Origin of the sequence: Reyranella sp., from assembly GCF_965279465.1 — a bacterium.
Classification (GTDB): Bacteria; Pseudomonadota; Alphaproteobacteria; order Reyranellales; family Reyranellaceae; genus Reyranella.
In genome coordinates this window covers 2868808-2881947 of record NZ_OZ257242.1, presented here as the reverse complement: position 1 = coordinate 2881947, position 13140 = coordinate 2868808, and the positions used below count along the sequence as shown (strand labels likewise).

General features: G+C 66.2%; 16 protein-coding genes. 11 read left to right on the top strand and 5 right to left on the bottom strand.

The window, feature by feature from the left end:
• Window position 1 precedes the first annotated feature (1 nt).
• On the top strand, window positions 2-913 hold the full coding sequence (locus ACQY8M_RS14090; protein WP_428673027.1) for a DMT family transporter: 912 nt from the start codon (window positions 2-4) through the stop codon (window positions 911-913).
• 43 nt (window positions 914-956) lie between these two features.
• On the opposite strand, the gene ACQY8M_RS14085 is transcribed toward ACQY8M_RS14090, so the two are convergent.
• Window positions 957-1922 (bottom strand): Bug family tripartite tricarboxylate transporter substrate binding protein, encoded by a 966-nt coding sequence (locus tag ACQY8M_RS14085; protein WP_428673025.1) that lies wholly within the window; start codon window positions 1920-1922, stop codon window positions 957-959.
• 128 nt (window positions 1923-2050) lie between these two features.
• Between ACQY8M_RS14085 and ACQY8M_RS14080 the strand changes: the two genes are divergently transcribed.
• From ACQY8M_RS14080 to ACQY8M_RS14045, 8 genes are all read left to right on the top strand, one after another.
• On the top strand, window positions 2051-2671 hold the full coding sequence (locus tag ACQY8M_RS14080) for a TetR family transcriptional regulator (RefSeq protein WP_428673023.1): 621 nt from the start codon (window positions 2051-2053) through the stop codon (window positions 2669-2671).
• The gene (locus tag ACQY8M_RS14075) at window positions 2668-3654 is read left to right on the top strand and encodes an HlyD family secretion protein (protein WP_428673020.1); all 987 of its coding nucleotides are present in this window, start codon (window positions 2668-2670) and stop codon (window positions 3652-3654) included. The genes ACQY8M_RS14080 and ACQY8M_RS14075 overlap by 4 nt, the downstream gene beginning before the upstream one ends.
• A 13-nt stretch (window positions 3655-3667) precedes the next feature.
• Entirely contained in the window at window positions 3668-4591 is a 924-nt protein-coding gene (locus ACQY8M_RS14070) for an ABC transporter ATP-binding protein (RefSeq protein WP_428673018.1), read from the top strand.
• Window positions 4588-5727 carry an ABC transporter permease gene (locus tag ACQY8M_RS14065; RefSeq protein WP_428673016.1) on the top strand — a complete coding sequence of 380 codons (1140 nt, stop codon included), beginning with the start codon at window positions 4588-4590 and terminating at the stop codon, window positions 5725-5727. The genes ACQY8M_RS14070 and ACQY8M_RS14065 overlap by 4 nt, the downstream gene beginning before the upstream one ends.
• 139 nt (window positions 5728-5866) lie before the next feature.
• Window positions 5867-6781: a DMT family transporter gene (locus tag ACQY8M_RS14060; RefSeq protein WP_428673013.1), complete on the top strand. Its 915-nt coding sequence runs from the start codon at window positions 5867-5869 to the stop codon at window positions 6779-6781.
• The gene (locus ACQY8M_RS14055; RefSeq protein WP_428673011.1) at window positions 6778-7548 is read left to right on the top strand and encodes a glucose 1-dehydrogenase; all 771 of its coding nucleotides are present in this window, start codon (window positions 6778-6780) and stop codon (window positions 7546-7548) included. The genes ACQY8M_RS14060 and ACQY8M_RS14055 overlap by 4 nt, the downstream gene beginning before the upstream one ends.
• Before the next feature lie 121 nt (window positions 7549-7669).
• A complete protein-coding gene (locus tag ACQY8M_RS14050) occupies window positions 7670-8464 on the top strand; it encodes an alpha/beta fold hydrolase (RefSeq protein WP_428673008.1) in 795 nt (264 codons plus the stop codon).
• A 16-nt stretch (window positions 8465-8480) separates the two neighbouring features.
• Entirely contained in the window at window positions 8481-9647 is a 1167-nt protein-coding gene (locus ACQY8M_RS14045) for an acyl-CoA dehydrogenase family protein (RefSeq protein ID WP_428673005.1), read from the top strand.
• Here the strand turns inward: ACQY8M_RS14045 and ACQY8M_RS14040 are convergent.
• Both ACQY8M_RS14040 and ACQY8M_RS14035 read right to left on the bottom strand, forming a co-directional pair.
• The gene (locus tag ACQY8M_RS14040) at window positions 9641-10051 is read right to left on the bottom strand and encodes a hypothetical protein (RefSeq protein ID WP_428673002.1); all 411 of its coding nucleotides are present in this window, start codon (window positions 10049-10051) and stop codon (window positions 9641-9643) included. The genes ACQY8M_RS14045 and ACQY8M_RS14040 overlap by 7 nt on opposite strands.
• Complete coding sequence (locus ACQY8M_RS14035; protein ID WP_428672999.1) at window positions 10052-11170, bottom strand: FUSC family protein; 1119 nt, start codon at window positions 11168-11170, stop codon at window positions 10052-10054.
• 120 nt (window positions 11171-11290) lie between these two features.
• Here ACQY8M_RS14035 and ACQY8M_RS14030 point away from each other — a divergent pair, with 120 nt between their 5' ends.
• Window positions 11291-11671 (top strand): hypothetical protein, encoded by a 381-nt coding sequence (locus ACQY8M_RS14030; RefSeq protein ID WP_428672996.1) that lies wholly within the window; start codon window positions 11291-11293, stop codon window positions 11669-11671.
• Window positions 11672-11681: 10 nt separating this feature from the next.
• Here ACQY8M_RS14030 and ACQY8M_RS14025 read toward each other — a convergent pair whose 3' ends face one another.
• Together ACQY8M_RS14025 and ACQY8M_RS14020 are read right to left on the bottom strand one after the other, a co-directional pair.
• Window positions 11682-12209, bottom strand: coding sequence for an SRPBCC family protein (locus ACQY8M_RS14025; RefSeq protein WP_428672994.1), 528 nt, complete (start codon window positions 12207-12209; stop codon window positions 11682-11684).
• Window positions 12206-12553, bottom strand: a complete 348-nt coding sequence (locus tag ACQY8M_RS14020) for an ArsR/SmtB family transcription factor (protein WP_428675360.1) — start codon at window positions 12551-12553, stop codon at window positions 12206-12208. The genes ACQY8M_RS14025 and ACQY8M_RS14020 overlap by 4 nt, the downstream gene beginning before the upstream one ends.
• A gap of 154 nt (window positions 12554-12707) precedes the next feature.
• On the opposite strand from ACQY8M_RS14020, the gene ACQY8M_RS14015 reads away from it, so the two are divergent.
• Window positions 12708-13055: a hypothetical protein gene (locus ACQY8M_RS14015; protein WP_428672991.1), complete on the top strand. Its 348-nt coding sequence runs from the start codon at window positions 12708-12710 to the stop codon at window positions 13053-13055.
• Window positions 13056-13140: the final 85 nt, after the last annotated feature.

Sequence of the window (13140 nt, the reverse complement as noted above, 5' to 3'; positions counted from 1 at the left end):
CATGAGCTTTTCCCAACAGGCCGCGCGCCGCACCGAGGCGCTCGGCCCGGCGATCCGCGGCATGCTATGGATGACGCTGTGCGGACTCTGCTTCGCCGGCCTCAACGCGACCACGCGCGTCATCACCGCCGAACTGCATTCCTGGCAGACGGTTTGCCTGCGCTACGCCTTCGGCGCCCTGGTCATGCTGCCGCTCGTGCTGCGCTCCGGCATGGGCGTGCTGCGCACCAACAACCTCAGGCTCCAGGTCGCGCGCTGCGCCGTGCATAGCATCGGCACCGGCATGTGGTTTCTCGCCCTGCCGCTGGTGCCGCTGGCCGAGATCACCGCCATCAGCTTCACCAGCCCGGTCTTCCTCGCCATAGGCGCCATCCTGTTCTTCGGCGAGAAGGCGCGGAGGGAGCGCTGGATCGCGATCGGCATCGGCTTCCTGGGGGTGATGATCGTGCTTTATCCCAAGCTCGGGCACGGCATCGCCGCCAACTGGGCAAGCCTGCTGCTGGTCGCGGCCGCGCCGGTATCGGCCGGTTCCTACCTGCTGGCCAAACGGCTGATGCGCTACGACAAGACCGAGACCATCGTGCTGTGGCAGGCCATGCTCGTGTCGCTCTTCACACTGCCCATCGCGCTGGTCTTCTGGAGGCCGATGACGGTGACGCTGCTCGCGATGTTCATCGTCGTCGGCATCCTGGGCTCTGCCGGCCACTACGCGCTCAACCGCTCGCTCAAGGCGACCGACATCGGCGCGACCCAGCCGGCGCGTTTCCTCGAGTTGGTCTGGGCCTCCGTGCTCGGCTTCCTGATCTGGAGCGACGTACCGCCGGTCTGGACCTTCGCCGGCGCCATGGTGATCTTCAGCGCCACGACCTGGATCGCCCGCCGCGAAGCCCTCTCGGCGCGTGCCGCTACCTGAACGACACGGGCGGCCGATCGATCCTGGCGCCATGACCACGGATCTATTCCACTTTCACACCGGTGTACTCGATCATCTGCTTCCAGTAGGCGAGGTCGTCCTTCTGGCGCCTGGCAAACTCGGCCGGCGTCGAACCGATCGGGTCGAAGCCCAGCGTCTTCCACTTCTCGAGCGAGTCGGGATCCTTCAGCGCCTTGTTGATGTCGGCCGACAGCTTGTCGACGATCGGCTTCGGCGTGCGGGCCGGCGCGAACATGCCGTACCAGCCATCGACCACGAAGTCGGCGAAGCCCGCCTCGACCATCGTCGGCAGGTCGGGCGCCGAGGGCGAACGTGTCGCGCAGGTCTGTGCCAGCGCCTTGACCCGGCCGGCGCGCGCCTGCGGCAGGGCCGACGGCAGATTGTCGAACATGAAGGTAATGCGGCCGGCCACCAGGTCGGGCTGCGCCTGCGCGCTGCCGCGATAGGGCACGAGCGTCGCCTTGAGGCCGGCCCGCTTGGCCAGCAGCTCCGCCGCGATGTGCTGGCTCGAGCCGGTGGCCGCCGCATAGGAGGCTCCGTCCTGCTTCCCGATCCAGTCGACCAGTTCCTGTGCCGTGCCGGCCGGAATGCTGGTCGGGATCACCAGCGCCATGCAGGCGGTCCCCAGAAGCGTCAGCGCCTCGAAGTCGGTGATCGGGTCGTACGGCAGATTGGGATAGAAAATCTTGTTGGAGCCGTTGGTGCTCTGCGTGCCGAGCTGGATGGTGTATCCGTCGGGCGCCGCCTTCGCGGCGAGATCGGTGCCGATGGCGCCGGCCGCACCACCCTTGTTCTCGATCACGATGCCCGCCTTCCAGACATCGCCCAGCTTGGCGGCCAGGATGCGCGATAGCGTGTCGGTCGGTCCGCCGGGCGGGAATGGCACGATCCAGCGGATCGGGCGCGTGGGATAGGCTTCCTGAGCCGCGACGGGCGCAAAGGGCGCGAAGAGAAGCCCCAGAACCGCCAGTCCTCTGATCAATCGCACCTCACGCCCTCCCGTCCAACGCTGGGACCATCAAGCAACTTGCTGCCCATATCCTGATTATTGCCGGGATGGACAAAAATTCCCGGACACGATCTTGCATAATAATAACTGACCAGTAAGTTATTTATATGAAGCCAAAGAAGCAGAGGCGGGCGCCAGCCAAGCGGCCCGGCGAGATCATCGAGGCGGCGCTGGCGCTCTTCGTCGAAAAGGGCTTCGCCGGAACCCGTCTGGACGACGTCGCGGCGCGGGCCGGGCTCAGCAAGGCAGCGATCTATCTTTACTTCGAGGACAAGACCGCCCTCTTCCAGGGCGTGGTGAGACAGGCCATCGGCAGCAACCTCCTCACCGTCGAAGGACTCGCCAAGGCGCACCAAGGGCCGGTCGCCATGCTGATCCCGGCGATCCTCGATTTCATGGCGAGCCGTGTCGAGGACACGCCGATGGCCTCGATCGCCAAGGTCGTCATCGCCGAGTCGCGGGCCTTTCCCGAGATCGGCCGCTTCTACCTGAAGGAAGTCATCGGCCGGGGCATCCCGATCTTCGAGGGCCTGATCGCGCGCGGCGTCGAAAGCGGCGAGTTCCGCAAGGTCGATCCCATGCTGACCGTGCGCTCCCTGATCGGGCCGATGCTGCTCAGCATCATCTGGAAAACCGTGTTCGAACCGATCGGCGCGGAGAAGCTCGATGCCCGCGCCCTCGCCCGTCATCACGCCGATCTGATGCTTCATGCGCTGAGACCATCATGAAACGCATTGTCCCGATCCTCGTCATTGCCGCGCTTGCCGCCGCCGGTTTCTACTGGCGCGCGCCCCTCCTGTCCGCGCTCGGCTTCGGCGACGAGGATGGCCGTTATCTCGGCTATGTCGAAGGCGAGACCAGCCTCATCGCACCGCCGATCGCCGGCCGGCTGGTCGAGCGGCCGGTCGATCGCGGCGGCCAGGTAAAGAAGGGCGACAGGCTATTCGTTATCGATCCGGTGATGGCCCGAGCCGAGGTCGCCCGCGCCGAAGCCGCGCTGGCCGAGGCCGAGGCGCGCTACGAGAACCTGCTCAAGGGCAAGCGCCAGGAGGAGCAGGATGTCGTGCGCGCCCAGCGGCGGGAAAACGACGCGGCGCTTGCCCAGGCGGAGATCGAATTCAAGCGGCAGACCGAGCTCCTGGCCAAGGGCGTCGGCACGCGCAAGGACTACGAGCAAGCCGAATCGATGACGCGTCAGCTTCGGTCGCGCGCCGCCTCCCTCGCAGCGCAGGAAAAAGTCGGCGAGCTGGCGGCGCGGCCCGACGAGATCGCTGCCGCAAAGGCACAGGTCGATCAGGACCGGGCCAACCTCGCCCAGGCGAAGAAGCGGCTAGACGACCTGATGCCCGTCGCGCCCGAGGACGGGTTGATCGAGAACACCTTCTTCAACGTCGGCGAATGGGTGCCGGCGGGCACACCGGTGGTCTCGCTGTTGCCGCCGTTCCGGGTGAAGCTGCGCTTCTACGTGCCGCAAGAGGAGGTGGCGCAGTCGAAGATCGGAGCACCGGTCAGCTTCACCTGCGACGGCTGCCCGGCCGATCTCAAGGCCAGCATCATCTACGTCTCGCCGCGCGCGGAGTTCACGCCGCCGGTGATCTACTCGCAGACCGCCCGGTCGAAACTCGTCTTCTTGATCGAGGCACGGCCCGACGCGGCGCAGGCGATATTGTCTCCGGGCCTGCCGGTCACCGTCGCGCCTTTCGCGAAGTGAGAAGGAGCCGGTCATGCCGCTCGCCATCGACGTCCACGACCTGGTCAAGCGCTACGGCAAGCGCACGGTCGTCGACCGTGTGAGCCTCGCGATCGAGCAGGGCCGCATCTGCGGCTTCCTCGGTCCCAACGGCTCGGGGAAGACGACGACGCTGCGGATGATCTGCGGCCTGCTGACGCCCGATGGCGGCGGCGGTACCTGCCTCGGCCACGACCTCGTTCGCGAGCGCGACGCGATCAAGCGCCAGGCCGGCTACATGACGCAGCGCTTCGGCCTCTACGAGGATCTCACCATCCGGGAGAATCTAGAGTTCGTCGGGCGCGTCTATGGTCTCGACCGGCTGAAAGACCGGGTCGATGGCTCGCTCGAACGCCTCGGGCTCACGACCCGTCAGAAGCAGCTCGCGGGCACCCTGTCGGGCGGCTGGAAGCAACGGCTGGCGCTTGCCGCCTGCGTGCTGCACGAGCCCAGGCTCCTGCTGCTCGACGAACCGACCGCGGGCGTCGACCCCAAGGCGCGCCGCGCCTTCTGGGACGAGATCCATACCTATGCCGCCGAAGGAATCACGGTGCTGGTGTCGACCCACTACATGGACGAGGCCGAGCGCTGTCACGAGATCGCCTACATCGCCTACGGCGAGCTGATGGCTCGCGGCACGGCCGACGAGGTGATCAAGGAGTCCGGCCTGGTTTCCTTCATCGCCACCGGCGCCGGCGCCGACCGGTTGGCGCCAAGACTGCGCGATGCGCCGGGCATCACGGCCGCCGCCGCTTTCGGCGCGACCTTGCATGTTTCGGGCCCGGACCGCGAACCTTTGCTCGCCGCGATCGAGCCCTTGCGCACCGAGGGCATCGACTGGAAGGAGGCGGCGCCCACGCTCGAGGACGTATTCATCCATCTCATGGGGAAGGCGCACGACAACGCGCCGGGCGCATGATGTGGGTCGGCGGGTTCTGGCGCCGGCTGCGCGCCATCGTCGTCAAGGAGGTCCAGCAGCTTCGCCGCGACCGGCTGACCTTCGCCATGATGTTCGGCGTGCCGATCATGCAGCTCCTGCTGTTCGGCTACGCCATCGACACCGACCCGCACCATCTGCCGGCCGCGGTGATCTCGGCCGACGACACGACAGTCACCCGTACGATCGTCTCCGCCCTTGCCAGCACCGGCTATATGAACTTTACACATCGGCCGGCTTCGGAAGCCGAGGCCAACGCCCTCCTGCAGCGCGGCGAGGTCCAGTTCGTCGTGACCATACCCTCGGACTTCACGCGCCGGCTGGTGCGCGGCGAGCGCGCCCAGATCCTGATCGACGCCGACGCCACCGATCCGATGGCAGCCGCCAATCCTCTGGCGTCGGCGCAGCCCGCCATCGAGCAGGCGCTGCGCCGCGACCTCGTCGGCCCGCTCGCCGGGCTCAATCCCACACGGGGCGGCGTCGAGATCGTGCTGCAGCGCCGCTACAACCCGGAGGGCAAGGCGCGGCTCAACATCGTGCCCGGCCTGCTGGCGGTGATCCTCACCATGACCATGGTGATGATGACCGCGCTCGCCGTGACGCGCGAGCGCGAGCGCGGCACGATGGAGAACCTGCTCGCCATGCCGGTCCGGCCGATCGAAGTGATGATCGGCAAGATCGTGCCCTATATCGCCATCGGCTCGGTTCAGGTCGCGGTGATCCTGCTGGTGTCGCGGATCCTGTTCGACGTCGCGACCGAGGGCAGCATCGCCCTGCTCTGCCTCGGCACGGCGCTGTTCATCACGGTCAATCTCGCGATCGGTTTCACCATCTCGACCGTGACGCAGAACCAGCTCCAGGCGATGCAGGCCTCGGTCTTCATCCTCCTGCCGTCGATCCTGCTGTCCGGCTTCATGTTCCCGTTCCGCGGCATGCCGATCTGGGCGCAGTGGCTGGGTGAGGCGCTGCCAGCCACCCACTTCATGCGCCTGGTGCGCGGGCTGATGCTGAAGGGCGCGGAGCTGAGCGACGTCACGGGTAACCTGCTGGCGCTGACCGCCATTCTGCTGGCCGTCTCGGCGCTCGCCATCAGCCGCTACAAGGTCACGCTCGACTGAGACTAGGTGGGGCCCGCTGGGAGCGCGGCTCTGGAGAGCCGCGCTCCCAGCTACTCGATTCGCCGAGTGCTTTTATAGCTCTGACCTGCGAAAGGCGCGGCTTGACCGCCACCGTCCGTGCAGGCAAGCCCGTCGCCTGATGTCCGCCCCTGCGATCGACGCGCCGGACGCGCTTTCCCGCCTGATCCCCTCGCGGGTCGTGCGCGGCTTTGCGATCGCCGTCGTCTCGGGCCTGTTCTTCACGGGGCTCAACGCCTCGGTTAAGGAACTCGCGGGCGAGATGCCGCCGCTCTTCGTCTCCTGGGGCCGTTGGATCGCGGGCCTCGTCGTGATCGTGCCGATCCTGCTGTGGCGATCGGGCATCCGCGGCCTCGCGACCCGCGATCTCAAGCTCCATTGCTTCCGCGGGCTCTTCCATACCGGCGGCTATGGGCTGTGGTACGAGGCCGTCGTCTGGCTGCCGCTCGCCACCATGGCGGCACTCGGTTTCACCGGGCCGATTTTCGTGACCTTGGGCGCCGCCCTGTTCCTGGGCGAGCGCGTGCAGGCGCGTCGCTGGCTCGCGGTCGCGGTCGGATTCGCCGGCATGCTGGTGATCGTGCGACCGGGCATGACCGACATGAACCCCGGCATCTGGATGATGCTCGCCGCGATTCCGCTGATCGCCGGCTCCAACCTGGTCGCCAAGGCGGTGTCGGGCCGCGACCTGCCCGCCCTCGTCGTGTTCTGGCAGACCGTGATCGCCGCACTCTGCTTCACGCCCTTCGGCCTGTGGTTCTGGCAGACGCCCACCCTCGCCCAGCTCGGATTGTTCGCGGCAGCAGGCGTCTTCGGAACCTTGGGCTATTTCTTCATCACCTGGTCCTATCGGCTGCTCGACATTTCCGCCCTGCAGCCCGTCAGCTACATCGGCATCGTCTGGGCTGCCTTGATGGACGTGGCGCTCTGGGGCAAGACCTCTGATCTCTGGACGTTCGTCGGCGCAGCCATCATCGTGGCGGCCACGAGCATGATCGCCCATCGCGAAGCCGTTGCGGGAGGAAAGAAGGAATGACCGATCGCCTGAAGGGCAAGGTCGCGCTGATCACCGGCGGCGCCTCGGGTCTCGGCGCCAACGCCGCCGAGCTGATGGCGCAGGAAGGCGCCAGCGTCGTGGTCGCCGACATCGCCGCCGACCGCGGCAAGGCGGTCGCCGACCATCTCGGCCCGGCCGGCCATTTCGTGAAGCTCGACGTCACCAGCGAGGACAACTGGAAGGCTGCGATCCAGGAGACCGTCGACAAGTTCGGCGCGCTGCACGTGCTGCTCAATTCTGCCGGCATCGGCCTCAGCAAGACGGTCGAGGACATCACGCTCGACGAATGGCGCAAGGTGCACGCGATCGACCTCGATGGCGTGTTCCTCGGCTGCAAGCACGGCGTCGCCGAGATCAAGAAGCACACGGCGCGCCTCGGCGGCTCGGTGATCAACATCTCGTCGATCTCGGGCATCATCGCCGGCGCCAACATGGCGGCCTACAACTCGGCCAAGGCGGGCGTGCGGCTGCTCAGCAAGTCGGTGGCGCTGCATTGCGCCAAGTCGGGCTACAACATCCGCTGCAACTCGGTGCATCCGACCTTCATCGATACGCCGATCCTCGACAAATACCGCGACCGCTTCGGCCAGGAGCAGATGCAGCAGAAGCTCGGCCGCCAGGTCCCGATCGGTCGCCTCGGCCGGCCGGAAGAAGTCGGCTGGGCGCTGGTCTTCCTCGCGTCCGATGAATCGAGCTTCATGACGGGCTCGGAAGTCGTCATCGACGGCGGCATTTCGGCGATGTAGGGCTGTCGCCACGCGCCCGCGTGTCATCCCGAGCGAAGCGAGGGATCCTTGCGCGGCGCCAATTAAAATCCCTCGCTGCGCTCGGGATGACATGGCGCGGCGAAAAGATGAGGAGACCACAATGCTTCTTTCTCTCGACGGACGTCGCGTCTACTTCGATCTGGCCGGCCCGCAGAACGCGCCGGTCGTCTGCTTCACCCATTCTCTCAATTCCGACGGCGGCATGTGGGTCGAGCAGATGGTGCCGCTGCTGGGCGCCGGCTACCGTGTGCTGCGGCTCGACATGCGCGGCCATGGCGGCAGCGCGCCGGTCGACGGTGACTACACGATGGACCAGCTCGCGGCCGACGTGAAAGGCGCGCTGGACGTCCTGAACATCAAGAAGGTGCATTACATCGGCCTGTCGATCGGCGGCATGATCGGCCAGGGCTTCGCGCTGGCTTACCCGGATTATCTCGCGTCGCTCTGCCTGTGCGACACCCAGCCGTCGACGCCACCGGGGTCGGCCGGCACCTGGGAGGAACGCAAGGCCACGGTGCGCAGCAAGGGCCTGGCGGCGCTGGCCGACGGCACCATGCAGCGCTGGTTCACCGACGAGTTCAAGAAGGTCAATCCGCAGCGCTGGACCGAGATCCGCGACACGATCAGCGGCACCACTCCGCAGGGCTCGGCCGGCTGCATGTCGGCGATCCAGAACTTCGACTATCTCGACCGGCTGCCGACCATCAAGGCGCCGACCCTGGTGATCTGCGGCGACCAGGACGAAGGCACGCCGCCGGAGCGCAACAAGCTGATCGCCTCGAAGATTCCGGGCGGCCGCTACGAGGGCATTGCCAACGCCCGCCACCTGCCCAACGTCGAGCGGCCCGAGCAGTTCAACCGCATCATGATGAGCTGGCTCGCCGCCAACCGCTAACGACAAGGACCCTCCTATGGATTTCGCCTTCACCGAAGAGCAGCTCTCTATCAAGGACAGCGTCGGCAAGCTGTGCGCCGAGTTCGACGGCAGCTACTGGCTGAAGAAGGACAAGGAAGGCGGCTTCCCGGAGGACTTCTACCGGGCGATGGCCGATGCCGGCTGGCTCGGCATCGCCATGCCGGAAGAGTATGGCGGCGCAGGCCTCGGCATCACCGAGGCCTCGATCATGATGCAGGCGGTCGCCGAATCGGGTGCGGCATTGCAGGGCGCGTCGGCGGTCCATCTCAACGTGTTCGGGCCCAACCCGATCGTGGTGTTCGGCACCGAGGAGCAGAAGCAGCGCATCCTGCCCGACATCATCAAGGGCAAGGTGAAGGGCTGCTTCGCCGTCACCGAGCCCGATGCCGGCCTCAACACCACGATGCTCGACACCAAGGCCGAGCGCGACGGCAACGGCTACGTCGTGCACGGCAAGAAGACCTGGACCACGACGGCGCAGGTCGCCGACAAGATGCTGCTGATCGCGCGCACGACCCCCAAGGAGAAGTGCAAGCGGCCGACCGACGGGCTGTCGCTGTTCTACACCGATTTCGACCGCAGCAAGATCGAGGTGCGCGAGATCGAGAAGATGGGCCGTAAGGCGATCGACACCAACCAGGTGTTCATCGACGGGCTGAAGGTCCCGCTCGAGGACCGCATCGGTGAGGAGGGCAAGGGCTTCCACTACCTGCTGCACGGGCTCAACCCCGAGCGCATCCTGATCGCGGCGGAGGCGATCGGCATCGGCAAGGCGGCGCTGGCCAAGGCGACGCAATATGCCAAGGAACGCATCGTGTTCGGCCGGCCGATCGGCAAGAACCAGGCGATACAGCATCCGCTGGCCGAGAGCTGGATGCAGCTCGAAGCGGCCAACCTGCTGACCTTCAAGGGCGCCTGGCTCTACGACAACGGCAAGGAGTGCGGCGCCGAGGCGAACTCGGCCAAGTATCTCGGCGCTCGCGCCGCCTACGACGCCTGCGAGCGCGCGATCCTGACCCACGGCGGTTACGGCTACGCCAAGGAGTTCCACGTCGAGCGCTTCCTGCGCGAGGTCATGATCGCGCGCATCGCGCCGGTCAGCGAGCAGCTGATCCTGTGCTACGTCGCCGAAAGGGTGCTCGGCCTGCCGAAGAGCTACTGATCCGAGAGCGGCGCGAACGCCGAAGGGTTTGCCAGCAGAACAGCCTCGAACCGGGCATATGGGGTGTTCCCCTCGGCTGCCAGCGCCCAGTAACGCTCGTCGAGCGCGACCGCGTGCTTATCTAATTCTTCTTCGTCGCCATTCAGAAATATCTCCATCGCCTCGGCCAGCAGCGAGACGATTTGCGGCAGACCGAAATATAGAAAACCTGCGACGGCAGCCGTCATTTCACCCGCAGACTCGGAGTATATCTCGACGGCATTCAGCACGCCGTCATGCATGATCAGGCTGTCGGCCAGAGCCATTCCGGCGAGCGCACGATCCCCTTCCCTCAAGCTCGATACGTCCTCGAGGAGGGCTCGATTCCAAATTTGGGCAGCAACCGTCAGCTCATGCTCGTCCATTCACCCGGTCCTCGCGTCATCCACCGACACACTCCACTCCGCGACCACGCGCGCGAGGTCGCGGAGGTTCTGGTGCATCTGCTCGAGCGAGAAGCCGATCGCGAAGAAGCGCTCGGCGGCATCGCCGGGCAGGGTACGCGTCAGGCCTTCGGCTCGCACCGCGTCGACCTCCGTATCGTACGCTTCGAGCGCCCGCTCGAACGCCTCGATCGGCGGCGGGCCCTGGTGGGCGAGCAGCGAGGCGCTGCACGCTCGCAGATAGGTCGAGGCCGTCAAGGCGATCTCGTCGAGCCGCGGCGCGAGGCGCGTCTGCATCGCCGCGGGCAGCGGCGTATGGGCGGCTCGGCCGACGATCACCAGATCGTGGCGCAGTCGCAGCAGGGTGCGGCGCAACGGGCCGGTGTCGGCTTCGGACGACAGCCGGGCGCGGCGCTCGCGCTCGGCTTCCGCGCCGATCATGTTGAGGTCGGCGAGGCCCTGGCCGATGCCGTCCTGGAGCCGATGCAGCTCTTCGTCATCGAGCCCGCGGCGCAGGCCGGCCATCAGCGCCACCAGCGCACGCGCCATCAGGTCGAGGATGCGGGCCGCCCCCTGGCGCATCTGGCGGTGGGCACTCGACGGCAGCACGACGAATGACACCAGCAGGCCGACCACGGCGCCGAGCCCGACCTCGAGCACGCGATAGATCGCCGATTCGAGCGGAGTGGTGTGGGTCATGCCCGGCAGCAGCAGCACGATGATCGCGGTGATCGGCACGACGTTCATGTTGGGGCGCACCGCCGCCAGCAGCGCGAGGGGGGCGAGCGCTATGACGAGCACGGCCAGGAGCGCCAGTTCGCTCTCGTGCGGAATGAGAATCGCGACGGCCCCACCGTAGACCGAGCCACCCACGGTCCCCACCAGATAGTCGCCGGTGGCCTTGAGAGAGCGGCCGACGCTCATCTGGGTGACGATTACCGCGGTCAGGACCACCCAGAGCGGGAGGGGCAGCCCGAAGAACTGGGCAGCGACCAGGGAGAGGATGGCGGCGATGGTTACGCGCAGGCTGAGCGCCAGGTGGACCCGCCGGAAGGTCGCCCGGGTCCGAATCCATCGCCAGAAAAGCTCGAGATTCTTCACGCTACACGCAGGCTCCCGAATTTTTCCCTATGGCGCAAGGGTTAGGCCTCTTCTCACCCTTTTGGCAACCGAGTGCGTCCACGCGGCGTTTGTTGGGCAGGAAGCTGAGTGGAGATAAGCATGAGCCGGACCCAATTTGTCACTGCAGTCGTGCTCGGCAGCTTGACCGCTGCAGCGACCGCCTTTGCCGCGCAGCCGATGTCCGCGTCGGCCCAGGCCCAGGCCGAGCAGGCGTGTCGAAGCCACAACGTTCAGCCGCGTTCCTCCGCATGGGAACTTTGCCTGTCGCATGTGACCCGGGCCTATGAGTGGGGCGAGCTGACGCTCGCCAACCAGCTTGCGCGTGCAGCAGGCGATGCCCGCCAGTCCTGTCTCGAGGAGGGCCAGCGACCGGAGTCGCAAGGCTTCCGGGCCTGTGTCAACAAGGAGATCGAAGCCCGCAGCGAACTGCTCATCTTGGGCGACGACCAAAGTGGTGTGAACGTCGCCGAGGCGAAGTAGTCCTCGTCGCCTAGCGCGGAATGCCGTGGGCGTATTCCGCGCTCACTTTCCGGAAGATGTCCCAGAAGGCCGGCGGTGGCCGGCCTTCGAGCTTATCGACCAGAACGGCGAGATGACAATGCCAGCCGGCCGCGTTGCCGTTGCGCTCGGCTTCGGTCGGCAGCTTGCGATGGGTCAAGGTCAGCAGCACCTTGCCGTCCTGCGGCGCAAGTTCGAAGACAACCTCCGAATCTCCACCCCAGGTGAAGGCAAGTCGGCGCGGCGGATCGAACCCGGTGACCGTCTCCTCGGCATGATGACCTTCTGCATCCATCTTCGTGTATTTCTCAGGCGGTGCCGCATGGTTTGGTGACAGCTCGGCATGTTTGAAGCGCAGCGCGATCTTGCCGCCGACCTTCGGTTCCATCGGGCCGCTCGCCAGCCACTCGCCACGCTTCCTGGCGTCGGTGAGATAGGCCCAGACATTTTCGATCGGTCCGGGAAGCAGCCGCTCGAAGCGGATTTCCGTCGGGGAGAGCACGCTCGGATAGTCCTTCATTTCCTCCTCCTCTTTGCCGCGTTGCGCGTCAATGCGCGCTCCAGGTCGTCCAATCGAAGCGACCAGAAGCGCTCGTAGTAGGCGAGCCATCGATCGGCCGCCGCCAGGGGTCCAGCCTCGATACGGCAGCGGTGCGAGCGACCTTCGATCGTGCGGCTGAGCAGGCCCGCCAGCTCGAGCACTTTCACGTGCTTGGCTGCCGCGGCAAACGACATGGCGAACGGCTCGGCGAGTTCTCCGACCGTGCGCGTGCCGCCGGCCAGCCGGCGCAGCATGGCACGGCGCGTCGGATCGGACAGCGCGCCGAACACGCGATCGAGCTCGGGGGAGGATTGTTCAACCATATGGTTGAATTTAAGCCGAGCCGGCACGACATTCAACCATAAAGTTGAATATGAGTGATTCGGGACGCCATGCAAACGCCTCATCCCGGCACGCAACTGACCGCAATGACGGAGCGTTCCTCGATGAGAGGACGCAGAGACCAAGGAGTAATCCATGTCCCGTCTGAACATGATGGTGATCGCAGTGGCTGGCTTCGCCGTCGCCTCGGTCGTGCCGCTCGCGGTGCGCGCCCAAACTGGCGATGCGCTGGCTCATGCGGAGAACATCTGCCTCGACCATGGCGTCGGCCCGTACTCTGTGCCGTTCGAAACCTGCGTCAGCCGCGCGGCGCGGGCCTACGATCGCGGCGAGTTGGACCTTGCCGCCGCGGAGGCGCGCAAAGTCAGCGACGCCAGCAAGGCATGTCTCGCCTATGACATCGAGCCCATGACGATGGGCTTTCGCCAGTGCATGGCCAACGGGACCAGCAGGATCACGGTCAGCCGCTACGAGGCGCAGTAGCACTATCGTCACCGCGATTTCGGAGCGTGAGCGCAGGGCCGGCCGGGCAGTTGCCCGGCCGGCTTTTTCATGGACTGAATCCGGG

Coding starts and splice junctions, on each gene's coding strand:
- ACQY8M_RS14090 (WP_428673027.1), top strand. CDS start 2: ATGAGCTTTTCCCAACAGGCCGCGCGCCGCACCGAGGCGCTCGGCCCG.
- ACQY8M_RS14080 (WP_428673023.1), top strand. CDS start 2,051: ATGAAGCCAAAGAAGCAGAGGCGGGCGCCAGCCAAGCGGCCCGGCGAG.
- ACQY8M_RS14075 (WP_428673020.1), top strand. CDS start 2,668: ATGAAACGCATTGTCCCGATCCTCGTCATTGCCGCGCTTGCCGCCGCC.
- ACQY8M_RS14070 (WP_428673018.1), top strand. CDS start 3,668: ATGCCGCTCGCCATCGACGTCCACGACCTGGTCAAGCGCTACGGCAAG.
- ACQY8M_RS14065 (WP_428673016.1), top strand. CDS start 4,588: ATGATGTGGGTCGGCGGGTTCTGGCGCCGGCTGCGCGCCATCGTCGTC.
- ACQY8M_RS14060 (WP_428673013.1), top strand. CDS start 5,867: ATGTCCGCCCCTGCGATCGACGCGCCGGACGCGCTTTCCCGCCTGATC.
- ACQY8M_RS14055 (WP_428673011.1), top strand. CDS start 6,778: ATGACCGATCGCCTGAAGGGCAAGGTCGCGCTGATCACCGGCGGCGCC.
- ACQY8M_RS14050 (WP_428673008.1), top strand. CDS start 7,670: ATGCTTCTTTCTCTCGACGGACGTCGCGTCTACTTCGATCTGGCCGGC.
- ACQY8M_RS14045 (WP_428673005.1), top strand. CDS start 8,481: ATGGATTTCGCCTTCACCGAAGAGCAGCTCTCTATCAAGGACAGCGTC.
- ACQY8M_RS14040 (WP_428673002.1), bottom strand. CDS start 10,051: ATGGACGAGCATGAGCTGACGGTTGCTGCCCAAATTTGGAATCGAGCC.
- ACQY8M_RS14030 (WP_428672996.1), top strand. CDS start 11,291: ATGAGCCGGACCCAATTTGTCACTGCAGTCGTGCTCGGCAGCTTGACC.
- ACQY8M_RS14025 (WP_428672994.1), bottom strand. CDS start 12,209: ATGAAGGACTATCCGAGCGTGCTCTCCCCGACGGAAATCCGCTTCGAG.
- ACQY8M_RS14020 (WP_428675360.1), bottom strand. CDS start 12,553: ATGGTTGAACAATCCTCCCCCGAGCTCGATCGCGTGTTCGGCGCGCTG.
- ACQY8M_RS14015 (WP_428672991.1), top strand. CDS start 12,708: ATGTCCCGTCTGAACATGATGGTGATCGCAGTGGCTGGCTTCGCCGTC.